Annotated in this window: 17 protein-coding genes; 10 read left to right on the top strand and 7 right to left on the bottom strand. The window is 68.9% G+C overall.

The window, feature by feature from the left end; genetic code table 11:
• Positions 1-21: 21 nt before the first annotated feature.
• On the top strand, positions 22-2,043 hold the full coding sequence (locus tag OHA77_RS00305) for a SpoIIE family protein phosphatase (protein ID WP_406315175.1): 2,022 nt from the start codon (positions 22-24) through the stop codon (positions 2,041-2,043).
• Positions 2,044-2,293: 250 nt separating this feature from the next.
• Here the strand turns inward: OHA77_RS00305 and OHA77_RS00310 are convergent, their stop codons facing one another.
• Together OHA77_RS00310 and OHA77_RS00315 are read right to left on the bottom strand one after the other, a co-directional pair.
• Complete coding sequence (locus OHA77_RS00310; RefSeq protein ID WP_406315176.1) at positions 2,294-2,584, bottom strand: hypothetical protein; 291 nt, start codon at positions 2,582-2,584, stop codon at positions 2,294-2,296.
• A gap of 34 nt (positions 2,585-2,618) precedes the next feature.
• On the bottom strand, positions 2,619-3,071 hold the full coding sequence (locus OHA77_RS00315; protein WP_406315177.1) for a carboxymuconolactone decarboxylase family protein: 453 nt from the start codon (positions 3,069-3,071) through the stop codon (positions 2,619-2,621).
• A 97-nt stretch (positions 3,072-3,168) separates the two neighbouring features.
• Here OHA77_RS00315 and OHA77_RS00320 point away from each other — a divergent pair, with 97 nt between their 5' ends.
• Positions 3,169-6,009 (top strand): BTAD domain-containing putative transcriptional regulator, encoded by a 2,841-nt coding sequence (locus OHA77_RS00320; protein WP_406315178.1) that lies wholly within the window; start codon positions 3,169-3,171, stop codon positions 6,007-6,009.
• Between the two features lie 167 nt (positions 6,010-6,176).
• Here the strand turns inward: OHA77_RS00320 and OHA77_RS00325 are convergent, their stop codons facing one another.
• The gene (locus tag OHA77_RS00325; RefSeq protein WP_406315180.1) at positions 6,177-6,542 is read right to left on the bottom strand and encodes a DoxX family protein; all 366 of its coding nucleotides are present in this window, start codon (positions 6,540-6,542) and stop codon (positions 6,177-6,179) included.
• Between the two features lie 131 nt (positions 6,543-6,673).
• Here OHA77_RS00325 and OHA77_RS00330 point away from each other — a divergent pair, with 131 nt between their 5' ends.
• From OHA77_RS00330 to OHA77_RS00340, 3 genes are all read left to right on the top strand, one after another.
• Positions 6,674-7,051, top strand: a complete 378-nt coding sequence (locus OHA77_RS00330; RefSeq protein WP_326822688.1) for a helix-turn-helix domain-containing protein — start codon at positions 6,674-6,676, stop codon at positions 7,049-7,051.
• Between the two features lie 428 nt (positions 7,052-7,479).
• Positions 7,480-8,451 carry a GlxA family transcriptional regulator gene (locus tag OHA77_RS00335; RefSeq protein ID WP_406315182.1) on the top strand — a complete coding sequence of 324 codons (972 nt, stop codon included), beginning with the start codon at positions 7,480-7,482 and terminating at the stop codon, positions 8,449-8,451.
• Positions 8,452-8,514: 63 nt separating this feature from the next.
• The gene (locus OHA77_RS00340) at positions 8,515-9,144 is read left to right on the top strand and encodes a DJ-1/PfpI family protein (RefSeq protein WP_406315183.1); all 630 of its coding nucleotides are present in this window, start codon (positions 8,515-8,517) and stop codon (positions 9,142-9,144) included.
• 353 nt (positions 9,145-9,497) lie between these two features.
• Here the strand turns inward: OHA77_RS00340 and OHA77_RS00345 are convergent, their stop codons facing one another.
• Entirely contained in the window at positions 9,498-11,147 is a 1,650-nt protein-coding gene (locus OHA77_RS00345; protein WP_406315184.1) for an FAD-dependent monooxygenase, read from the bottom strand.
• A 68-nt stretch (positions 11,148-11,215) separates the two neighbouring features.
• Between OHA77_RS00345 and OHA77_RS00350 the strand changes: the two genes are divergently transcribed.
• A complete protein-coding gene (locus tag OHA77_RS00350; RefSeq protein ID WP_406315186.1) occupies positions 11,216-11,845 on the top strand; it encodes a TetR/AcrR family transcriptional regulator C-terminal domain-containing protein in 630 nt (209 codons plus the stop codon).
• Positions 11,846-11,997: 152 nt separating this feature from the next.
• Here the strand turns inward: OHA77_RS00350 and OHA77_RS00355 are convergent, their stop codons facing one another.
• Both OHA77_RS00355 and sigK read right to left on the bottom strand, forming a co-directional pair.
• Positions 11,998-12,753 carry an anti-sigma factor domain-containing protein gene (locus OHA77_RS00355; RefSeq protein WP_406315188.1) on the bottom strand — a complete coding sequence of 252 codons (756 nt, stop codon included), beginning with the start codon at positions 12,751-12,753 and terminating at the stop codon, positions 11,998-12,000.
• Positions 12,750-13,343, bottom strand: coding sequence for an ECF RNA polymerase sigma factor SigK (sigK, locus tag OHA77_RS00360; RefSeq protein WP_406315190.1), 594 nt, complete (start codon positions 13,341-13,343; stop codon positions 12,750-12,752). The genes OHA77_RS00355 and sigK overlap by 4 nt, the downstream gene beginning before the upstream one ends.
• Before the next feature lie 164 nt (positions 13,344-13,507).
• Between sigK and OHA77_RS00365 the strand changes: the two genes are divergently transcribed.
• The 4 genes from OHA77_RS00365 to OHA77_RS00380 all read left to right on the top strand — a co-directional run bounded on the left by OHA77_RS00365 (position 13,508) and on the right by OHA77_RS00380 (position 18,291).
• A complete protein-coding gene (locus OHA77_RS00365; RefSeq protein ID WP_406315192.1) occupies positions 13,508-13,699 on the top strand; it encodes a hypothetical protein in 192 nt (63 codons plus the stop codon).
• A gap of 162 nt (positions 13,700-13,861) precedes the next feature.
• Positions 13,862-15,244, top strand: a complete 1,383-nt coding sequence (locus tag OHA77_RS00370; RefSeq protein WP_406315194.1) for a DUF4331 domain-containing protein — start codon at positions 13,862-13,864, stop codon at positions 15,242-15,244.
• Between the two features lie 57 nt (positions 15,245-15,301).
• The gene (locus tag OHA77_RS00375; protein WP_406315196.1) at positions 15,302-16,591 is read left to right on the top strand and encodes a tetratricopeptide repeat protein; all 1,290 of its coding nucleotides are present in this window, start codon (positions 15,302-15,304) and stop codon (positions 16,589-16,591) included.
• Complete coding sequence (locus OHA77_RS00380) at positions 16,591-18,291, top strand: nickel/cobalt transporter (protein WP_406315197.1); 1,701 nt, start codon at positions 16,591-16,593, stop codon at positions 18,289-18,291. The genes OHA77_RS00375 and OHA77_RS00380 overlap by 1 nt, the downstream gene beginning before the upstream one ends.
• A gap of 61 nt (positions 18,292-18,352) precedes the next feature.
• On the opposite strand, the gene OHA77_RS00385 is transcribed toward OHA77_RS00380, so the two are convergent.
• Complete coding sequence (locus OHA77_RS00385; protein ID WP_406315198.1) at positions 18,353-19,339, bottom strand: DUF1838 family protein; 987 nt, start codon at positions 19,337-19,339, stop codon at positions 18,353-18,355.
• Positions 19,340-19,797 lie beyond the last annotated feature (458 nt).

A 19,797-nucleotide genomic window follows, 5' to 3' on the forward strand; every position in this document is an offset into this window, starting at 1 on the left:
CCGTGTGCGGGGGTTGCAGACATGTGGCAACGCTGGCGATGGCTGCGGTTCGTCACGAAAAAGGTCTGGGACGGCGATGATGTGCGGGTGAGCGAGATCGCCCGCCGTCCAGTCGAGTTAGCGCCGTTGAGCCCGGAGCTCAGTCCTCAGGTAGGGGCCTGGGCAGGAGAGCTGCGAGCTCAGTTCACCGCCCTGAACATGTCGATCAGCCTGTTCTGCCGGCTTCACCCGATCGACAAGGGCACCGTATCCCGGTACTTGAACGGCAAGCGCGTGCCCGCCGACCGCTGGTTCCTCGACAGGATTCTGACCATGCGCGCGAGTGCGGGTGCCTCGGTGACCGATGAAGTGCGCGCGTACCTGGTCGATCTTCAGATGGCCGCCCTCCAGGCTGCCCACCCTCACGAGTATCGGGTCCGGAAGGTCAGCGACGCGCTGGAGATCGCGGTCACGAGCTGGAAGGAGGCTGAACGCTACGCCCAGACCCTGGAGCATCAGCTCACAGAACGCACCCGGACTCTTCAGGACCTACGCATCGAGGCCGAGGGTCTCCGTGCTGCGTGGGATCACGACCGCACTCGATACCACGAGGAGATCGCCTCCCTGGCCCGGGAACTGGACCTGGGTCGCGACCGAGTCCGCCAAGCAGAACACCGCGTCCAGGACCTCGCAGACCTTCTCGACCGGTTGGAGACCCAGCAGAGAGCCCGGGGTGAGTTTCCCGTCGACACCGATGTCGCCTCGCAGCGCGAGGCCGAGGGGATGCGCGGCCGGCTGACCGACCAGCTCGGCGCCGCCATGCTGCGGACGGCGCGGCTCCAGGGCGCTACGGCGATGCTCGCTGAGGCGCTCACTGTCGAGCAGGTGGTTCAGGTCATCATCGATGTAGGCCGTATAGCCCTGGCTGCGGACCGTTCGGCGGTGGCGCTGTTCGACGTCGACCGGGCCGTGCTGAAGCTGGTCAGCAGCGGTGGCATCCCGGATGTTCCCGGCGCGCCGGGCGAGGAGATCCCGCTGTCGCACTCCAACGTGATGACCATGGCGGTGAACAGCCGCCGTCCGTTCTTCGCCGAGTCGCCGGAGAGCCTGAAGGCTCAGCTCGTGGACGCCGGAGGCGACGAGGCGGCGATCGACGACTTCGTCGCCCTCAGCGATGAGCGGGCCTGGGTCGGCCTGCCGCTGCTGGCCGCGGGGCGCGCGCTCGGCGCGCTGCGGTTCTCCTTCACCCGCTCGCAGAAGATCTCCCAGGAAGACGGCGTGTTCCTGGAGGCGCTCGCCGGCCAGTGCGCGCTGGCCGTCGAACGGGCCACCTTGTTCGAGCGTGAGCACCGCACCGCCGAGACGCTCCAGCGCAGCCTGCTGCCCGACCGCCTGCCGGTGGTGCGCGGCCTCGTGCTGGCTCAGCGCTTCCGCTCGGGAAGCCGCCACGTGCAGGTCGGCGGTGACTGGTACGACGCGTTCGTGCTGCAGGACGGCCGGGTCGCGGCGGTCGTCGGCGACGTCATGGGCAAGGGCGTCAAGGCCGCAGCCGGAATGGGCCGTATCCGCAACGCCATACGGGCCCTGGCGCTGACCGACCCGCCGCCCGCCGCGGTCCTCGCCGGCCTGGACCGCGTGTTCGAGAACATCGAGGGGGAAGAGCAGATCACCACCCTCGCCTACCTGGTCGTCGAACCCGGAACGGGAGAGGGCACGCTGGCACTGGCCGGCCACCCGCCGCCGCTGCTGGTCTCGCCGCAGGGGGTGCCGCTGCTGTGCGAGGAGGAACCGAGCACCCCGCTCGGCTGGCCGGTGAGCCGTCGGCAGTTCCGGTTCTCCATCCCGCCCGGCCACACCGCCGTCCTGTACTCGGATGGCCTCGTCGAAAACCGCAAACGTGGACTGGATGCCGGACTCGCGGAGCTTTGCTCTGTTGTAGCTGAGGCCCCATTAGAAGTTATCGGAAGCCCGCATATGCTCCTTGATTTCCTGACAGATCGGATTCTGGCCGGTTATGAGCAAGATGATGATATTACGTTGCTCGCGATTCGCGTTCCTTCTTGAACCCGCGGCGGAGCGGGAAAATCAGGAGGTGCTGAGAGTCAAACGCCACCCATGCGGCGTTGGCGGCGGTCATCGGGCCTTAGCGACAATGGAACGGCCAGGGCGTTAGCGAGCCGACCCGGGCGGAGCTGACGCGCCATGACCGAATTCAACGCCCACGTCCACACCCAACTCGTCGTCATCGCCTACCAGAGCGGCTCGGCGCCGGATGCCCGTACCCGCTCGAAGGTTGCGTCGAGATCATCGGGTCTCAGTGCTCGTCGACGACCTGACCGTCCAGGGCGGTGGCGTCCTTGATGAGAGCCATGGTCAACGGCGCCTCCGGGAAGGTGGGGAGGGCGGCGAGCGCGGCGCCCATCTGCTCGGCGCTCTCCCAGTGCCAGGTGTCGGTGTAGGTGCCGTCCTCGAGCTGGATCAGCACGGCGTGGGTGAGCCCGGGATGCCCCTCCCGGACGGTCGCGATCAGCGAGCTCCGGCGGGCCAGGAACTCCTCCAGGTCGGCGTCGGCGACGGAGTAGCGGTGCGAGCGGACGACGGACATGTCGGTGTCTCCTTCCGTGTGTGGGGGTCGGGGCCTACCAGCTGCCGGCGACCTGCCGGATCGGGGCGTTCAGCCGGTTGAAGAGGTTGGTGACGGCGGTCATCAGCAGGATCGAGGCCAGCTGCTGCTCGTCGAAGTGGTCGGCGGCGTTGTTCCAGACCTCGTCGGAGACGGCGTCGGTGTGGTCGGCCAGCCGGGTGGCGGCCTCGGCCAGCTCCAGCGCGGCCCGCTCGGCGTCGGTGTAGTACGGAGCCTCGCGCCAGGCGACCACCAGGCCGATACGCTCGTCGCTCTCGCCGATCTTGCGCAGGTTCTTGTAGCCGGTGTCGACGCAGAAGCTGCAGCCGTTGATCTGGCTGACCCGCAGGTGGATCATCTCCATCAGCTCCTGGGGCAGTCCCTGCGACTGAGCGGCCTGCATCAGCTCGAAGATCGGCTTCTGCGCGGCGGGGATGATCGTGGCGGGGTTCTTCATCCGGGCTTCCATCGTGCTTCTCCTCCGGTTGCGGTTCGTGTGAAATCAGATTGACTGCCCTGCTTGATACATTCGCTATGCGCCCACGATGCGATGTGACAGAGGAACGATGCTGCGCTTCACCCTGCTCGGCCCCGTCCAGCTGATCGTCGACGACGAGCCGCTGACGGGCATCGCCCCACGTCACCGGGCTGTGCTGGCCTACCTCCTGCTCAATGCCGGCCGGGTGATCAGCATCGAGCGGCTGATCGACGCGATGTGGGGCTACGACCGGCCCGACACCGCCCGCTCACAGATCCATGCCTCGATCACCGCGATCCGCAAGGTACTGCGTAGCGCGGGAGCCGTACGGCTCCTCGAGACGCGGGCCGGCGGCTACGTCGCACAGCCGGAGCCCGGTCAGGTAGACGCGCAGGAGTTCACCGAGCTGGTAGCCACCAATGAGCTGCGAAAAGCCCTGGACCTGTGGAGCGGCGAGGCACTGGAGGACGTGCACGCGCAGTACGTCACCGGCGTCCGGGAGCTCTGGAACGACCGGCGGCTGTCGGCCTACGAGCGCCTGGTGGAGGGCGAGCTCGCCGCCGGGCGGCACAGCGATCTGCTCGACGAGCTCGCCGCCCAGGTGACCGCCGACCCGCTCCGCGAGAAGCTCAACGGCCACCTCGTCCTGGCTCTGCACCGGGCGGGGCGGCAAGCCGACGCCCTGGCCGCGGCGCGTTCTTACCGTACGGCTCTCGCGGACGAGCAGGGCCTTGACCCCGGGCACGCCTTCACCGAGCTGGAGCGGGCGGTCCTGGCCGACGATCCGGCGCTACGCCTGGCCGACGCCGCACAGCAGGCTGAGCCTCCGCGGCCCGCGGCGACACGGCGCTCCTTCCTGCCCTACGACATTCCCGATTTCTCCGGACGGACCGCTGAGCTGGAGCGGCTCGCGGGCGGGCACCACGAGTCGGCGGTCGTCACGATCGACGGCATGCCCGGGATCGGCAAGACCACACTCGCCGTCCATGTGGCCCACCGGCTGGCTGCCCGCTATCCGGACGGCCGGCTCTTCCTCGACCTGCAGGCCCACACCGCAGGCCGGGAGCCGGTCGACACCGCAGCCGCGCTGGAGGCCCTGCTGCGCCAGCTCGGGGTGCCCGCCGACCGCATCCCGGTCACACCGGGCGAGCGAAGCGCCCTGTGGCGCGCCGAACTGGCCGATCGCCGCGTGCTCGCCGTACTGGACAACGCCTTCGACGCCGACCACGTGCGCCCCCTGCTGCCGGGGCACTCCGAGACCCTCGTCCTGATCACCAGCAGGCGGCGGCTCGTCGACCTGGACGGCGCCCACGCGCTGTCGGTCGACGTGCTGGGCGAACAGGACGCCGCCGGGCTGTTCGCCCGGATCGTGGGCGAACGCGCTCGTCACGAGCCGGACGCCGTACGCGAGGTGCTGCAGCTGTGCGGGCACCTCCCCCTCGCCATCCGGATCTCAGCTGCCCGCCTCCAGCACCGCCCGCGCTGGACCGTGTCCTACCTGGCGGGCCGGCTGCGGGACCATCGCCGGCTCCTGGACGGGGTATCGGCGGCCTTCGCCCTCTCCTACGAGCACCTCCATGAAACCGAGCAGCGCATGTTCCGCCTGCTCGGGCTGGTGCCCGGCCGCGACATCGACCCCTACGGCGCGGCCGCGCTGGCGGGGATCTCGGAGGAGGAGGCCGAAGAGATCCTCGAAGGCCTCCTCGACGCCCACATGCTCCTGCAGCTCGAACCGGGCCGATACACCTTCCACGACCTGCTCCGCGAGCACGCCCGCTCGATCGCCGAGGACGACGGCACCGTCCCGGTCCTGCAACTGCTCACCTACTACCTGCACCGCTCCCGCGCCGCCGTGGATCGGCTCTTCCCCGACAGCCTCAGCCACCGCGAAGGCATCCCGCAGCCGACCACCCCGATCCCGCCGATCCGTAACGCCGAACAGGCGATCACCTGGCTGGACGCCGAACGCTCCAACATCATCGCGACCGCCGTCCACGGACCCGAGATCTGCGTGGGCATGCTTGCCCTGGCGATGCGCCCCTACCTCGACCGGCAGGCACACCACGACGACGCGCTCACGCTGCAGACCCTGGCGCTCCAGCGCGCACGCAAGCTCGGCCACGCCCGCCGCGACTTCGAGGTACAGGCGCTCAGCGACCTGGCGTGGACCTACTGGCGACTCGGCGAGTACGAGCGCGCGGAGGAGCACGCCGGCCAGGCTCTGGAGGTGTGCAAGGAGCCGTATGAACGGGCCAGGGCACTGCTCACGCTGGGGAACGTGGCCCTGCGCCGGCGGCAGGACACGCAGGCGGAGCAGTACCTCAAGCAGGCACTCGACCTCACCCGGATCGGCGCCGACACCTGGGGCGAGGCCCACGTGCTCGGCATCCTCGCCCTCGTCCTCGACCGGGCCGACCGTCCGAAGGAGGCCCGGCGCCATCTCGACCTGGCACTGGCGCTGCACCGCAAGGTCGGCAACCCGGCCGGGGAGGCGGTGATCCTCGACCACCTCGGCGTCGTCCTCCGGCACCAGGGCGAGCTCGCTCAGGCACGCACCCGCCACGAACAGGCCGCGGCTCTCTACCGCAAGCTCGGCAACACCGCCGACGAGGCGGCCGCGCTCAACGGGCTGGCCGAGGCGGCGGGCGACCCGGCGCGGTCGGTCGAGGAGCACACGGCCGCGCTCGCGCTCGCCGACCTGGCCCGCAACCGGCCGGAGCAGGCGCGTGCTCACGATGGACTGGCGCGTGCCCACCTGGCACTCGGGCACTCGGAGCAGGCTTGCGAGCATGGGCGACTGGCTCTCGCCCTCTACGGGGAGCTCGGTGTTCCGGAGGCCGCGGAGGTCCGCACCTTCCTGGAGCACGCCGAAGAATCCGCAGAGCAGGACCGTCCCCCGGGCGAGGAGCTGCTGGAGGCCGGCTCTTGACCGGGCGCGGCCGTCAGAGCCGCACCGGGCGCCAGGGCGACGAAGTGGCCGGTAAAGGACAGCCACCGGGTGCGCAGCGTGGGCCAGGCGATTCTCATCATGATGCCTCCAGCTGTCGCACCGCCGCTTCGCGCCCGACGACGTCATGACGACGTTGGACAGACGGTTCAGAGCCAGATGGTGCCGAGCCAGGCAGTTGCTGCGGCGGCGGCCAGGAGGGCGATGTTGAGTCCGATCTGCCGGACCTCGCCGCGGCTCAGGTGGACCGCGATGCCGCCGATCTGGATCAGGACGAGACCGATCGCCGCGGCGATGGCGAGCCAGGACGCGATCCCGGTCAGCGGCGGCAGGATCAGACCGGCCGCGCCGAGGACTTCCAAGACTCCGATCAAGCGGACGAGCGGCATGGGAACGGTGTCGACCCAGCCCATCATCGGCTGGAGCTGCTCCTGACTCTGGGTGATCTTCTTGCCTCCGGCATAAAGGTAGAAAGCGGCCAGGAGCGCCGCGACGATCCAGTAGGAAATCTCCACGAAGGACACCTCGGAAGCTAGTGACGTGGCGCCGGCCACGATGGTTACCAGTCGTAAGCAGCCTCATGATGCGTCACTATTGAAGGCCTTACAAAAGGCACATGCATGTGCCTTATAGGCAGGAGGCTGCCATGTCGGAGTACGAGCACACCTGCATGATCCGAGGGGATGGCGGACGGACGATCCGCGCCATCCTCGACCACATCTGCAACAAGTGGACGTTGCTGATCGTGGCGACCCTCGATCAGGGAAGCCTGCGCTTCACCGACCTGCACCAGCAGATCATCGGGATCTCCCAGCGCATGCTGACCCTGACGCTCCGGAACCTCGAACGCGACGGCCTGGTCTCCCGGACGGCGCACGCCGAGGTCCCGCCACGGGTCGAATACGCGCTGACCCCCACCGGCAAGAGCCTCATTTCACCCGCACTGGCCCTCGCCGGCTGGGCCATCGAGCACGTCTCGCACATCGAGGCCAGCCGAGAGGCCTACCAGACCCGAAACCGATGACCCGATGCCCCACCTCCAGCCGCTTCGCCCCTGGTGGGCCGAGCTTCAACGGCGCCCCGGCCGGGTAGGCGAGTGACGTCCTCGTTCGCCGCTGGGCACGCGCCGCGGCCCTGAGCACCGCGTCCCTCGCCGATGCCGTCGATTCCCAGGTCCAGGTGCCGCCCATGTCCGGCTCCAGCCGGCCGTACAGAGTTCAGGTAGGTCCGGAAGTGCCCGGCGCCTCTCCCCCGCGCCCGGCACCATCGGTACAGCTATCGCGGCACATTCACCCGACCACGGCTGTCGGGCACGAATCCGCCGCGTTGCAGTGGACGGACCCGTTGAGACTGATCAATAGCTCTGTGTAACATCCCCTGACTTCACTCATGTCGGTATTAGTGGGGTGCATGTCATTGCGGACATCACATCGACTGCTGCAGGCTCGATCCATGAACGACGCTGAGGTGCTGGTGGTGGTCTACGACGGTGTCCAGTTGCTGGATGTCGCCGGGCCGCTGGAGGCGTTCGACGGAGCGACTCGGGTCATGCCGGGCTCGTATCGGGTGCGGTTGGCCTCGCTCGACGGCCGGGACGTGGTGACGTCGTCCGGCGTACGCCTGGGCGTTGAAACCGATCTGGCACAGGTGGAGGGCGGGCTGGACACGCTGCTCGTGGCGGGTGGCTGGGGCTACGCCGATGCGGTCGGTGACCGCGAACTGGTCGATCAGGTGCGGCGGTTGTCTGCTGGAGCCCGCCGGACCGTCTCGGTGTGCACGGGGGCTTTCGTGCTGGCAGAGGCCGGCCTGCTGGACGGACGGCGGGCCACGACACACTGGGCGTACTGCGCCGCGCTGGCCGAGACCTACCCAGCGGTGACCGTGGAGCCGGATGCGATCTTCGTCCGTGACGCGGGGGTCGGCACTTCGGCCGGGGTCACAGCCGGGCTGGATCTGGCGCTGGCGCTCATCGAAGAGGATCACGGGGCGGACCTGGCCCGCAGGGTGGCCAGATGGCTGGTGGTTTTTCTGCAGAGGCCGGGAGGGCAGTCGCAGTTCAGCATGTGGTCGCGAGCCCGTCCGCCGGGCGATGAGATGCTCCGTCGGCTGCTCGGAGAGATTGCCGCCGACCCGGCGGCTGACCACTCGGTCGCGGCGCTGGCCGAGCGGCTCTCGGTGAGCGAGCGTCACGTCAGCCGCTTGTTCACCCGCCAGGTCGGCATGACCCCGGGCCGGTATGTGGAGCGGGCCCGTGTCGAGACGGCTCGGGTCCTGCTGGAGATCGGCCCCGATGGCGTGGAGAGTATCGCCCGGCGATCCGGTTTCGGGAGCTCCGAGAGTATGCGCCGGGCGTTCATCAGGGAGATCGGCGTGCCGCCCAGCGCCTACCGCGACCGCTTCACCGGCACCACCGTGGTGCTCTGACTTCGCCGCACCTTTCCGGAGCGGCGCTTACCAGGACGCAAGCCCAATGAGGAGATATTTGTGATGGATGTGGCATTCATTCTTTATGACCAGATGACCGCTCTCGACATCATCGGCCCCTACGAAGTGCTGGCCGGCCACCCGCAGGTGAGACCTTACTTCGTTGCCGCGCAGGCCGGCGGCGTGCGCTGTGACAACGGGCTCACACTCCAGGCCGACGTCGGCTTCGACGAGATGCCGCAGCCCGAACTCATCGTCGTTCCCGGCAGTTCACGCTGGCACAGGGCTCTGGAGAATGAGACTCTCATCGCCTGGCTGGCCGCCACCTGCCCCACGGCGGGGTGCACCACCGTATCGGTCTGTTCGGGTTCCACACTGCTGGCCAAGGCGGGCATCCTGGCCGGCCGCCCGGCGACCACCCATTGGGCGGTACGGGACGTCCTTGCCGCGTACGGCGCCATCGTCAGCACCGAACGTGTGGTCATCGACAAGGACGTGATCACCTGCGCCGGTGTTTCGGCCGGCATCGACATGGCTTTGACCCTTGCAGCTCGCCTGTGGGGCGAGCCGACGGCCAAAGTGATCCAACTCTCTCTTGAATACGACCCCCAGCCGCCGTTCGACAGTGGCTCACCGGACAAGGCAGCGCCCGAAACCATCGCCGCCGTACGAACCCTACTCACAGGCATGTGAAACCGGCTCGGGTCGTCACCGTGACCGATAGGCGTATACGGCGACGCCCGCACCAGAGAGGTAAGGCGGCGTTCGACCGCCGGCATGGAAAGATGGCGAACCAGCTCCCGAGGGACGTCGAGCGTGACGGGTTAAGTGATCACGTGGGGCTTTCTAGACTGAAGAAGCTTGTGGTGAGACCTCTTCCACCGAAAAATCCACGCCTGTTTCAGGGGCATTGCGATCCATCCTGGTTCGGCTCTGCCGGTACCGCTCCGACATCACCAAGCACCAAAGGCCCGAGTCGATCTTGCTGAGGTCACCTCGCTGTCCGGAAGGTTCGGAGCACTTCAGAATGGTCAGCTTGAAGGGGTTCAGATCGATTGGCGGGTGGGTTCGTCATTGTGAGGCGGCGGCACGAGGGGTCGCTGTGAGGTGGGGCGTAGGTGGACTTGGGCGAGGTAGTCGCGCAGGGTCCGGTCCGTGGCGTGGTGTGCGATGAGTCCGATGTAGCCGTCGGGTCGCACGACGATCAGGGTGCCCTCGCGAGCACCGTAGGTGCGGCGGATGTGACCTTCGGCGTCGATCAGGGCCGTGGCGCCGGTGGGAGGCTGCTGTCGTGATGCGGTGACGGTGTAGGCGTGCAGGTGGTCGGCGAGGTCGCGGGTGGCGTGCTCGACTGCCTGGGCGTGACGGGGGCCGAAGGTCAAGATGGTGAAGTGCGGCCCGCGGAACAGGTCGACCAGCCGGATGCGAGGGGCGTCGGGGGCGAGTCGGAGTGGGGCGTCGGGGGCGACGTCACCGGCGCGTAGACGGCTGCGGCGCCCGGTCAGGTTCAGGCTCAGCGGGCTGGTGCGGTAGGTGGGGTGGTCGTTTCGGTCGTTGATCTGCTGGCGGGCGAAGGACGACTTGACGATGAAGCGCAGCAGTGGCCGGATGATGGCCGGTGGGGTGGCGGCGGCGAAGCGCTTGTCGCTTTCGGCCAGGATGGCACGGGCGACGGGCAGTCGTTCGGTTTGGTAGGTGTCGAGCAGGTGCTCGTCGGCGGCGCCGCGGAGGACCAGGGCGAGTTTCCAGCCGAGATTGTAGGCATCCTGGATGCCGGTGTTCATGCCGAAGCCGCCGAACGGGCTGTGCACGTGAGCGGCGTCGCCGGCCAGGAAGACGCGGCCGACGCGGTAGGTGTCGACCATGCGCAGGTTGTAGCGCCAGACCGACAGCCAGGTCGGGTCGCTCAGGCGGATGTCCGTGCGGCCGGTGCGTTCGGTGATCGCCTGCTGCAGGTATTGCAGCGAGGCTTCGGGCCAGACACCGTGCGCGTCGGGGGCCAGTGAGGCCACGGCCTGCCAGGTCGGGGTGTGGGGGGTGGGCCGCAGCACCAGGATGTGCCCGTTGGCGGCCATCCAGAAATGCACCGCATCGCGGTGGTTCAGTCCGTCGATGTGCACGTCGGCGATCAGTGCGCGGGTGCCGTCGTGGGTGGCGCCGGAAAAATCCAGGCCCAGGCGGCGGCGGACGGTGCTGCGGCCGCCGTCCGCGCCGACCAGGTAGGAGGCGTGCACGGTCTCGGTGGTGTCGTCACATTGCAGGGTCGCGGTCACCGCCTGGTCATCGTCGCAGTGGAAGTCGACCAGCCGGGAGCCGAACTCGACGGCACCGCCCAGCTCGGTCAGCCGCTCGCGCAAGACGGCTTCGGTCCGCCATTCGGGGATGGCCAGCGAATTGGGGTAGGGGCGCCGCCGGCTGGGCGGGGCGGGCGGGACCCGTAGGTCGAACAGCAGCGGCCGGCCCAGATGGAAGCGGGTCCGGGACTGCACCTGGGCGGCGGCGGTGACGCGGTCCGCGACACCGAGGTCATCGAAAACCTCCAGGCTGCGCGGCTTGAGGGTGAAGCCCCGGGAGCCGACCTGGGGAGTGGGGCTCCGTTCGATGATCCGGCAGCTGATGCCGCGGCGGGTCAGGTCGCAGGCCAAGGTCAGCCCGGTCGGCCCGGCACCGACGATCAGCACGTCGACGTGGTCCATCACAGTCTCCTTAACACCGTTTCATTTAACGACGTTAAGGATGTACTGAACGTTGTTAAGCTGTCAACATGAAACTGGACCGCGGCAGGATCATCGCCACCGCGCTGCAACTGCTGGACGAGGTCGGTCTGGACCAGCTGACCCTGCGCCGCCTGGCCGGTGAGCTCGGCGTGCAGGCGCCAGCGCTGTACTGGCACTTCGCCAACAAGCAGGAGCTGCTGGATGAGATGGCCGACGCGCTGACCCGGGAGATCCCGCTACGGCCCCTGGCCGAGGGCGAGCCCTGGCAGGACTGGCTCGCCGACCGCATGCGCAACCAGCGGCGCATGCTCAACGCCCACCGCGACGCCGCCCGGCTGTTCGTCGGCGCCCGCCCCGGCCCCAGCACGTTGCCGATGTTCCAGACCGCACTGGAGTCCCTCCGGCGCGCCGGATTTCCACCGCGCGAGGCGCTGCGCGGCCTGTTCACCCTGGGCCACTACGTCACCGGATTCGTGCTGGAAGAACAGGCACAATCCGCAGGCCCACCACAGGACGATCTCGAACAGGCCCGCCACTGGTTCGCCGACCACCCGGCCCTGTTCGAGGCCATCGCGCAGAGCGGCCACCCGCAGGGCGAGGAGACCTTCGAACACGGCCTGTCCACCATCCTGAACGGTATGCGCGACCACCTGACTTCTTCCCCGCCGCCGAGCTGATGCCCCGCTCCGCCACCTGCCAGCTTCTCGATCTTAAAACCGTTGTCCGGAATCTCGTGTCAGCCGGCCTCGCCGCTGCGCCGCCGAAGCCCGGACCGCACAGCCACCCGCCAGGACCCTGATGGGTGGCCGTGCTGTGGAGCTGTCGTGGCTCAGGCGGCGGGCAGGTCGACCAGGAGCAGGGGCTCGGCGGTGGGCTGGGCGGAACCGCCTTCGGGTTCGACGGTGACACCGAGCCGGGTGGTAGCCGCGGCGGGGGCGGTAACGATGGGCGGGGTGTGGCCGGAGTCGTCGGGACGCATCAGCCCGGCCGAGCGGATGCCCGCAGGTCCGATCTGCCACAGCTGGTAGGTGCTGCTGTCGGGGAGGGCGGCCAGCCCGCCGGCCAGGAACACCAGCTTTCCCTCCGCACGGGAGAACGCCACGGTGGCGGTACCGCCCTGCTGCGCGGTCACGGTGAGGGTGCGGACGTCGGGGGCGGCCAGGACGGTGGAGATCTGCCGGTCGCGCTGCCGGAGCTGCTCCAGCTGCTCCTGGGCGCGGACCGCGATCAGGCCCAGCAGCACGGCGGCGGCCAGGCCCGCGGCGGCCAGGCCCGCCGCGAGACGGGGCCACCACGGGGCCCCACTCCGTGCACCGTGCGCATGCGCGGAGACGGACGGCGGCAGCTGACGGACGTGATCGAGCTGGGCCATCACTCGCTCGCGCAGTACCGGCGGCGGATCGGCGGCGACGGCGTGGCCGAGCCTGGCGGCGGTCTCAGCCAGACCACGTACCTCTTGTGCGCACTCGGCGCAGCGGCTCAGGTGCTCTTCGAAGCGCAGCCAGTCGGCAGGGACATCGAGGGCGTCCAGGACGTAGGCGCCGGCCAGTGTGTGCGGGTCGCGGCCCTCTTCGGCGTCGTTCATCGTTCCACCCCCAAGCAGTCGCGCATGCGGATCAACCCGTCACGCATCCGGGTCTTCACCGTCGCCAGCGGCACCTTCAACAGTTCGGCGACTTCACGGTAGGAGTATCCGCCGTAATAGGCGAAGGTGACGGATTGGTGTTGCAGTTCGGTGAGCCCGGCCAGGCAGCGGCGTAGCCGTTCGCGTTCCAGGCGGGTCTCCACCGATTCGGCGACCTCGTCGAAAGGGCGGTGCACCTCCAGCCTGGCCACGCGGTCCTCACGGTCGACGGCGGCTTGGGCGGAACGGATCCGGTCGACGGCGCGGCGGTGGGCGATCGTCATGACCCAGGCCGTCGCCGAGCCGCGGACGCGTTCGTAGCGGGCGGCGTTGCGCCACACCTCGACGAGGACTTCCTGGGCGACCTCCTCGCTCTGGGCGGGGTCGCGCAGCACGCGCAGGACCAGCCCGTAGACGGGACCGGCGATCAGGTCGTAGACCCGTTCGAAGGCGACGCGATCCCCGCGCGCCACGTGTTCGAGCAGGTCTCCCAGGCCGCTCTGGGAAAAGTCGCGGCCTTCCGCCGGTCTCGGCACCCCTTTGGGCTTCATCGCATCTCCTTGAGCGTGGACATCCCGTGGGAATCCCCTTCCTTCAAGGAGGGGACGATGTCAGGCGTTCTCCCTGCCATGCGCGCACAACGCGCTTCGCTGTTCCTTCGGAGCGGTGCGGCGTGTGGATTGGCCGGTGCCGCCAGGATCGGTCAGGAGTTCAGGTGGTCGGCGGTTCGGCCGGCGGCTCGCCGTACGTCATCGAGGCCGGCATGGATGTCGAAGGCGGTGCGCCGGCCGTCGACGGCCGGCGCACCGCTGCGGGGTGCGCGCACCCGCTTGGTCTGTCGCGGGTGCGCGAGATCCACCCCACCAACCTCACGGCACATCAGCGCTTCAACAAGACCGATCACTGAATTTTCCCCTCATCTTGCGATGATTCGCGGTCCGAAAAAATCGACCAATCCAAGGGCGGTCCAGCGGCGAATAGGGGCTGAGGAATCCGGCCGGATGCTTCTCCCCCACAACTCACAGACCGGTCGCACCCGTGACCGGCAGCCGAAAGGACCAACTGGCACATGGAGCTCCGAATCAATCGGCGCGCCCTGATCGGCATCGGTGTCGCGGGAGCACTCACCGCCTCCTCGTTCGCCCTGCTCAGAGCGGAGACCGGCGTGGCGTCCTCACACCGCGAGGCGCCCATGATCGCGGGTGACCCCCGCAACGACAACACCGACGTGTACGCCTTCGTCAGCCCGGACAGGCCCGACACCGTTACCCTGATGGCCAACTTCATCCCGTTCGAAGAACCGAACGGCGGGCCGAACTTCTACCAGTTCGACACCGATTCCCGCTACAACATCAAGATCGACAGCGACGGTGACGCGAAGCCCGACACCGTCTACCAGTGGACGTTCCGCAACGAGGACAAGCGCGGCACGGCCACCTTCCTGTACGACAACGGCCCGATCACCTCGCTGAACGACAAGAACCTGCTGTTCCGGCAGCGCTACACGCTCAAGAAGATCACCCACAACGGGACGCGGACCCTGGTCGAGGACGGGGTGGTGGCCCCGAGTAACACCGGCGCTGCCTCGATGCCCGACTACGGGTCGCTGCGCACCCAGTCGATCAAGGCTCTGCCCGGCGGTGGGAAGGCCTTCGCCGGCCAGGCCGACGAGGCGTTCTTCGCCGATCTGCGGGTCTTCGACCTGCTCTACGGCGGCAACCTGTCCGAAGTCGGCCAGGACACTCTCAAGGGCTACAACGTGCACAGCCTGGCCCTGCAGGTGCCCAAGAACGAGGTCGCGCTGAAAGGCGACGCCGGCCGCAACCCGGTCATCGGCGTCTGGTCCACCGTGGACAAGTGGAGCCCGAAGGGCTACGTCCAGGTCTCCCGCCTGGGCCAGCCGCTGGTCAACGAGGTCGTGGTCCCGGCCGGGCTGAAAGACACCTTCAACGCGCTGCCCCCGTACCAGGACGCCGACGTCGCCGCCGTCGTCAAACGCGTCACCCACCCGGAGGTCCCGCGTCTCCTTGCGGCCATCTACGGTCTCAAGGCGCCCAGGACCCCCCGGGCCGACCTGGTCGAGATCTTCCTGACCGGCATCGCCAGGACCAACGGCCCGATCAAGGCCGACCTCAACTCCCAGAGTCTCAACAAGGACGCCGGGAAGCTGCGCCCGTCGGAGATGCTGCGGCTGAACATGGCCATCGCGCCCGCAGCCGAACCGGATCGGCTCGGCGTGCTCGCCGGCGACCTGCAGGGCTTCCCGAACGGCCGCCGCCTCGGCGACGACGTCATCGACATCGCCCTGCAGGCGATGGCCGGCGCCGCCCAGAGCGGCAAGCTCGTCGACGCGCTGGCGACCGGCGACAAGGTGAACCAGAACGACAAGCCGCTCGGCACGCGGTTCCCCTACATCCCGCTGCCCGGCGACACCTCGGTCAACGAGAGCTGACCCGACACCGCGGGACCCGGTCCTTCCGGGTCCCGCACCGGCTCTGGAGCAATCACCATGAAGACATCCGCAAAAGCCCGGCTCGCCGCGGGCGTGCTGGCCCTGGCGGCGGCACTGACCGCAGGAGCGGCCCTGATCCCCGGTGATCGAACGCCGCCGGTCGCCGGCGCCCCGCTCCAGCTGGTCGAGACCCCGGTCTCGGCCGTCTCTCTCACCGGTGCGATCCAGGCGCTGACCACCCGGCTCCGGCGGCTGCCCGGCGACCATCAGGCCTGGGCGCAGCTCGGTTCGGCCTACGTCCAGCAGGCACGCCTGAGCGCCGACCCGTCCTTCTATCCGAAGGCCGAGCAGGCGCTGGCCAGATCCGCCGCGCTGAGCCCCGGCAACTTCGCCGCGCTGACCGGCCAAGCAGCGCTCGCCGCCGGCCGCCACGACTTCACCGAGGCCGTACGGCTGGCCAAGCTGTCGCAGGCCGCCAACCCCTACGGTCAGGGCGCCCAAGCGGTGCTGGCCGACGCCTACACCCAACTCGGCCGCTACGGCGAGGCCACGCGGGCGATCGACAGGCTGATGGAGCTGCGCCCCGGCGTCGCGTCCTTCACCCGGGCCTCCTACGACGCCGAACTCCGAGGGGATCGCACGGCGGCGCGCCGCATGCTGGAGCACGCTCTCGACGACGCCGTCTCCCCCGCCGACGTCGCCTACTGCCGCCACTACCTGGGCGAGCTGGCCCTGCACTCCGGCGACCTGCCCGGCGCCACCGAGCAGTACCGTCTCGCGCTGCAGGCCGCCCCCGACTTCGCCCCGGCCCTGGCCGGGACCGCCAGGGCCGCGGCGCTCGACGGCCGGCTGGACGAGGCCGCCGGGCGCTACGCCGCCGTGGTCGGGCGGCTGCCCCTGGCCCAGTACGTCATCGAGTACGGCGAGGTGCTGTCGGCGGCGGGAAAGGATCCCGCCGAGCAGTGGGCGCTACTGCGCGCCCAGCGGGAGCTGATGAAGGCGGCCGGGGTCGGGGACGACTTGACCTGGGCCGAGTTCGAGGCCGACCACGGCTCTGCGGCGCGGGCCGTCGACCACGCCGAGGCCGAATACGCCCGCAACCCCAACGTGGTCGCCGCCGACGCCCTGGCCTGGGCCCTGCACCGCGACGGCCGCGACCGGCAGGCCCTGCCCTACGCGCGCAAGGCCACCGCCACCGGCTGGCGCAACGCCCTGCTCCACCACCACCGCGCCGAGATCGAACGCTCACTCGGCCTGAGCGCGGAGTCCAAGAAGTCGGCCGCACGGGCCCGCGATGCCGACCCCGCCTTCTCCCCCGACCTTCCCGCCTTGGCGAGGTTCTCATGATGCGAGCAAAGACCTCCCGGACGGCGGTCGTCATGACCGTCTCCGGTTTGGCGGTGGGGGCGGCGCTCGTGCTGCCCGCCGTACCCGCCTTCGCCCAGGTGGCGCACCCGCTGGGCAACTTCACCGTCAACCACTACAACGGCCTGCGGATCACCCCGGACCGGGTGGAGAACCTCGCGGTCGTAGACAGCGCCGAACTGCCCACCCTCCAGGCCCGCTCCACGGTGGACGCCGACCGGTCGGGAACGGTCTCACCGGCCGAGCGGTCGTCCTACGGCACCGCCCGGTGCACCGAACTCGCCATCGCGCAGCATCTGACGGTGAACGGAACCGCGACGCCATGGCGGGTCTTCGAAACCGCCTTCACCTACGAGCCCGGCCAGGGCGGCCTGCAGACCAGTCGCCTGGAGTGTCGCCTGACCGCCACTGCGGAAGCGCTCCGGACACCCGCCGCTCCCGCAGCCCCCGCCGCCGAGACCCCGACCTCCCGGGTGCGCGCCGGGAACGGAACGGTCAGCTTCGGCGACGACTTCCTGGCCGACCGGCTGGGCTGGCGAGAGATCACCGCAGTGTCCTCCGGAGGGATACGACTGGTGCGGTCGTCCGTGCCGAGCACCAGTACGAGCCGGGAGCTGCGGGCCTACCCTGACGACCTGCTGGCCGGCCCGCTCAACCAGCGCACGGCGGAACTGACGGTGACCCCGGGGACCGGTTCCACGGCGATCGCCCTGCCGCTGATCTGGAACGGGCCCGTCGCAGACGTGCTGGCCGCACTGGACCGCCTGTTCACCGGGCTGGTCGCCGCCGAGTCGCTCACCGCACCGCTGGGCCTGCTCGCCGTACTGCTGTCCGCGGTGCTCGGCGCAGGCCATGCCCTCATCCCGGGCCACGGTAAAACCATCATGGCCGCCTACCTCGCCGGGCGCAGCGGCCGCCCACGCGACGCGCTGGTCGTCGGCGCCACCGTGACGGCCACCCACACACTGGGCGTCCTCGTGGTCGGCCTGTTGCTGAGCGCTTTCTCCACCCTCACCGGGGAGAGCGTGCTCGGCTGGCTCGGTCTGGCGAGCGGTCTGCTGATCACCGTCATCGGCGCGGGTCTCCTGCGGTCGGCCTGGCGCGCGCACCGCGGCGATGCCTCCTCCGGACATGATCTATTCGGGCACGGGCACGGGCACGGGCACGGGCACGGGCACGGGCACGGACGTGAGGACATGCCTTCCGCTCAGGGACATGACCAGCGCTCCAGCCGTTTCAGCCATTTCGGCCATGAGGGCGATGGCTCTGCGCACGGCCACACGCATCCGGCCCGTGAAGCCGTCGCGACGGCGCTGCTGGACCGGGAAACGCCCGCCCAAGCCGAGCGGGCTGCGCGCTCGCGGCGCGGGCTGGTGGGGATGGGGGTGGCGGGAGGCATGGTGCCCAGCCCCTCGGCGCTCGTCGTCCTGCTCGGCGCCATCGCGCTCGGCCGCACCTGGTTCGGGATCGCATTGGTGTTCGCCTACGGTGTCGGGATGGCGGGCACGCTGACCGCCACCGGCCTGCTCTTGGTCAGGCTGGCGGGACGGCTCGACCGCATGGCGGTGAAGGGGAACGGCCTGGCGGCCCGCCTGTCCTCCCTCGCCCCGATCGGCACCGCCGCCATCGTCGTCGCGCTCGGCCTGGGGCTGATCGTGCGGGGCCTGGCCGGAGCCGCCTGACGACCCCGTCCGCCCGCCGGGGAACACCCGCAGAGCAGGGATCTCGGCCTGATCATGGTCATTACGCCTTTCCGTTGGCGGCGCACCAGCCGGTCCATGTGGTGGCCCCCTTACCCAACTGCTTGTTGTAGAAGGAGGTCCAGGAGTTCTCGCTCGGGCCGGGCGCGGTGGGAGCGGCTTTGAAAAGCGGATAGGCGGCGTCGATCTCCGCACGCAGCCACGGCTCAAGGTCAAGGTAGGACGGCAGCGACCAACTGCGGGCGTGGTAGGTGAGCTGCCCGCGGACGCCGGTCTCCGGCAGGCACATGAACGGCGCCCACGGGCTCGTTCTCGACCAGCTGATCTTGGTCTTCATAGCACCTTTGGGGACGGTGCCCGTAATGGTGCGGACCGCCATCTCGCGGGCGTCGACGGAGAAGTCGAACATCTCCTGAGCCGCGTAGACGCCGTTCACCAGGCCGAACGACTCGCCCAACGCGAGGCGGAGGTCCGTGCGAACCGGGATGTCACTGGTCCACGCAGTCTCATCGTGCATCTGCCGCAGTGGCGGGCCGGCGTAGGAGGGGGTGACGTTGAACGGGCCGAAGTTCACCGTGTCGTTGTTGATGGGGACGACGGGGTAGGTCCGAAGGTCGATCGGGTTCTTCCACTCCCGCAGGATCTTCGTGGGGTCGGCGGGGTCGGTGTAGAAGACGATCTCGCGGGAGAGCTGGTAGAGCTGCGTGGTGCCGGGTACCCGGTACAGCCGACGGATGTTGTAGCCCTCGATGTTGAACAGTTTCTGGCCATGGCGCAGCTGCGGGTCGTAAGTGTTGCCCTCGATATTGGCGTAAACGGATCCCGAGATCCGGAAGACCATATCCCGCCCATCCGGCCGTCCGTTGGTCTGTAACGACAGCAGCCCGCTTTTGTCGGTGACCGTGCGGTAAATCGGCCCTGGATATGTCGGATCAGCCGTCTCCTTGTCCGCCGCCGCGCCGGGAACCGCGGCGCACACGAACAGCGCGGTAAGCGCTGCGGACAAGGTCAGACCACGATGCTTGAACAAGATTTCTCCTGCGATACCGAGGGGCGACAGTGGCTATTTTGATCATTTCAGATGATGAGTCCCGGCCTCAAATTTTGGGAACCGGCGCGTCGATCAGGTCGCGACGAAAGCGCCACTCAGCGGCACGGGCTCGCCCATCTTGCCTTATCGCGAAAAGCCCCTCCCTTAAGAACTCAACGTGACAGCCGATTACACCGGCCGCTTACCTTGACGCCAACAAATCCGCTTCGTCAGGTACGGCGATGTGAGAGGAGACAGGTTGTGCCTCCCAGCGTCCTCAGCAGGAAGGCGAACCACCGTGTCCGTACGCCGAAAGGCACTCACCCTGATGCTCGGCATCTTCACCCTGCCGGCCGGCACGATACCTGCGCCACTACGACAACCAGGCATGAATCGCCGGCAACGGCGGCACCCGAGTTTCAGACAGTGCGGCGAACCAGGCCGCGACAGGAAGAGAT

This window comes from Streptosporangium sp. NBC_01639 (assembly GCF_045209755.1).
Taxonomy (GTDB): Bacteria; Actinomycetota; Actinomycetes; order Streptosporangiales; family Streptosporangiaceae; genus Streptosporangium.

What these genes read in the sequence shown, in the direction of transcription:
- OHA77_RS00315 (WP_406315177.1), bottom strand. Translation starts at nt 3,071, where the DNA reads ATGGAAGCCCGGATGAAGAACCCCGCCACGATCATCCCCGCCGCGCAG.
- OHA77_RS00305 (WP_406315175.1), top strand. Translation starts at nt 22, where the DNA reads ATGTGGCAACGCTGGCGATGGCTGCGGTTCGTCACGAAAAAGGTCTGG.
- OHA77_RS00375 (WP_406315196.1), top strand. Translation starts at nt 15,302, where the DNA reads ATGAAGACATCCGCAAAAGCCCGGCTCGCCGCGGGCGTGCTGGCCCTG.
- OHA77_RS00380 (WP_406315197.1), top strand. Translation starts at nt 16,591, where the DNA reads ATGCGAGCAAAGACCTCCCGGACGGCGGTCGTCATGACCGTCTCCGGT.
- OHA77_RS00350 (WP_406315186.1), top strand. Translation starts at nt 11,216, where the DNA reads ATGAAACTGGACCGCGGCAGGATCATCGCCACCGCGCTGCAACTGCTG.
- OHA77_RS00345 (WP_406315184.1), bottom strand. Translation starts at nt 11,147, where the DNA reads ATGGACCACGTCGACGTGCTGATCGTCGGTGCCGGGCCGACCGGGCTG.
- OHA77_RS00340 (WP_406315183.1), top strand. Translation starts at nt 8,515, where the DNA reads ATGGATGTGGCATTCATTCTTTATGACCAGATGACCGCTCTCGACATC.
- sigK (WP_406315190.1), bottom strand. Translation starts at nt 13,343, where the DNA reads ATGAAGCCCAAAGGGGTGCCGAGACCGGCGGAAGGCCGCGACTTTTCC.
- OHA77_RS00330 (WP_326822688.1), top strand. Translation starts at nt 6,674, where the DNA reads ATGTCGGAGTACGAGCACACCTGCATGATCCGAGGGGATGGCGGACGG.
- OHA77_RS00320 (WP_406315178.1), top strand. Translation starts at nt 3,169, where the DNA reads ATGCTGCGCTTCACCCTGCTCGGCCCCGTCCAGCTGATCGTCGACGAC.
- OHA77_RS00335 (WP_406315182.1), top strand. Translation starts at nt 7,480, where the DNA reads ATGAACGACGCTGAGGTGCTGGTGGTGGTCTACGACGGTGTCCAGTTG.
- OHA77_RS00370 (WP_406315194.1), top strand. Translation starts at nt 13,862, where the DNA reads ATGGAGCTCCGAATCAATCGGCGCGCCCTGATCGGCATCGGTGTCGCG.
- OHA77_RS00355 (WP_406315188.1), bottom strand. Translation starts at nt 12,753, where the DNA reads ATGAACGACGCCGAAGAGGGCCGCGACCCGCACACACTGGCCGGCGCC.
- OHA77_RS00310 (WP_406315176.1), bottom strand. Translation starts at nt 2,584, where the DNA reads ATGTCCGTCGTCCGCTCGCACCGCTACTCCGTCGCCGACGCCGACCTG.